This window comes from Commensalibacter sp. A3DC, assembly GCF_047307945.1.
Classification (GTDB): Bacteria; Pseudomonadota; Alphaproteobacteria; order Acetobacterales; family Acetobacteraceae; genus Commensalibacter; species Commensalibacter melissae.
Map to the genome: position 1 here is coordinate 1 of NZ_JAXOQA010000118.1, position 1872 is coordinate 1872.

General features: G+C 40.5%; 1 protein-coding gene. It reads left to right on the plus strand.

The genetic code is table 11. From position 1 onward, the window contains the following. Positions 1 to 52 precede the first annotated feature (52 nt). A complete protein-coding gene (gene aspS, locus U0839_RS08720) occupies positions 53 to 1870 on the plus strand; it encodes an aspartate--tRNA ligase (RefSeq protein ID WP_155565704.1) in 1818 nt (605 codons plus the stop codon). The last annotated feature ends 2 nt before the right edge of the window (positions 1871 to 1872 follow it).

Consider the following 1872-nt stretch of genomic DNA (forward strand, 5'->3'; position numbering starts at 1 on the left):
AATCACTTTATAATCAAAAAATTAATTATTTTAATTTAAACAGGATATATCAATGCATCGCTACCGCACTCATAATTGTGCCGCTCTAAGATCCCAGGATGTTGGATCAACTGTCAAGCTTTCTGGATGGATACATAGTAAAAGAGATCATGGGGGTTTACTTTTTATCGATTTGCGCGACCATTTTGGTATTACCCAGATTGTTATTCCCACCAATTCACCTTTGCTGAACACTGCGGAAAGATTAAGAGTGGAAAGCGTTATTTGCATTACAGGTAAGGTTGTCGCTCGTGAAGGAGAAACCGTTAATCCAAAATTGCCAACAGGACAAATTGAAATTCAGGCTGAAAATCTTGAAATTATTTCCGAAGCTGACGTATTGCCTTTTCAAGTGACTGGCAACGAAAACTATCCGGAAGATTTACGTTTAAAATATCGTTATATCGATCTGCGTCGAGAACGAGTTCATCGCAATCTGATGTTAAGGTCAAACATTATTGCAAGCCTTCGCCATAGAATGATTGAACAGGGTTTCACTGAATTTCAAACTCCTATCCTGACAGCTTCTTCACCTGAAGGTGCCAGGGATTTTCTGGTTCCTGCCCGTCTACATCCTGGAAAATTTTATGCATTGCCACAGGCACCGCAACAATTCAAACAACTTGCAATGGTGGCTGGTTTTGACCGCTATTTCCAAATAGCCCCCTGTTTCCGTGACGAGGCTGCACGTGCGGATCGTTCTCCGGGAGAATTTTATCAACTTGATTTTGAAATGTCTTTTGTCACTCAAGAAGATGTTTTTGAAACGCTGGAACCTGTTATGGAGGGCATTTTCAAGGAATTTGCACCCACACATACTGTAAGTTCAGCACCCTTTAAACGTATTCCCTATAAACAAGCCATGAAAGAATATGGCAGTGATAAACCAGATTTAAGAAACCCCTTAAAACTTGTTGATGTTTCCGAAGCGTTCAAAAATTCTAGTTTTGGTCTCTTTGCAAAAATTGTTGAGGCAGGAGGAGAAGTTCGTGCTGTTCCCGCTCCTGGTGCAGGATCATTTCCCCGCTCTTTTTTCGATAAGTTGAATAAATGGGCCAGAGAAGAAAAAGCGGGTGGTTTGGGATACATCATCTTTGAAGACAATGGGGCAAAAGGACCAATTGCCAAAAATTTGGATGAAAAACGTTGTGAAATGATCCGCCAGGCCTGTCATTTAAAAAGTGGCGATGCTGTTTTCTTTGTAGCTGGACAGGGCCCTGATATGGTTAAATTTTCCGGTTCTGTTCGAACAAAAATTGCAACAGAACTTGATCTAATTGAGAAAAATGCCTTCCGTTTCTGTTGGATTGTTGATTTCCCTATGTATGAAATCAATGAAGAAACCGGATTGATTGATTTCTCTCACAATCCCTTCTCCATGCCTCAGGGTGGACTTGAAGCACTGATAAACAAGAATCCTTTGGAAATTAATGCATATCAATATGATATCGTCTGCAATGGTATTGAACTTTCTTCAGGTGCAATTCGAAATCATCGACCTGACATCATGATCAAAGCCTTTGAAATTGCCGGATATCCAAAGGAAGAAGTCGAAAAGCGTTTTGGTGGTATGCTAAACGCATTCCGTTATGGAGCTCCGCCTCATGGAGGTGCCGCACCTGGTATTGATCGCATGGTCATGCTTCTGATGGATGAACCCAATATTCGTGAGGTCATTCTATTCCCATTAAATCAACAAGGTGAGGATTTAATGATGGAAGCGCCTGCCCCGATTTCTGCAGAACGATTAAAAGAATTGTCCTTGGCAATCAGTGTACCAAAAGTGGCAGTAAAAAAATCTAATGAAACTGTTGAAAAAGATAAAAAATAAAT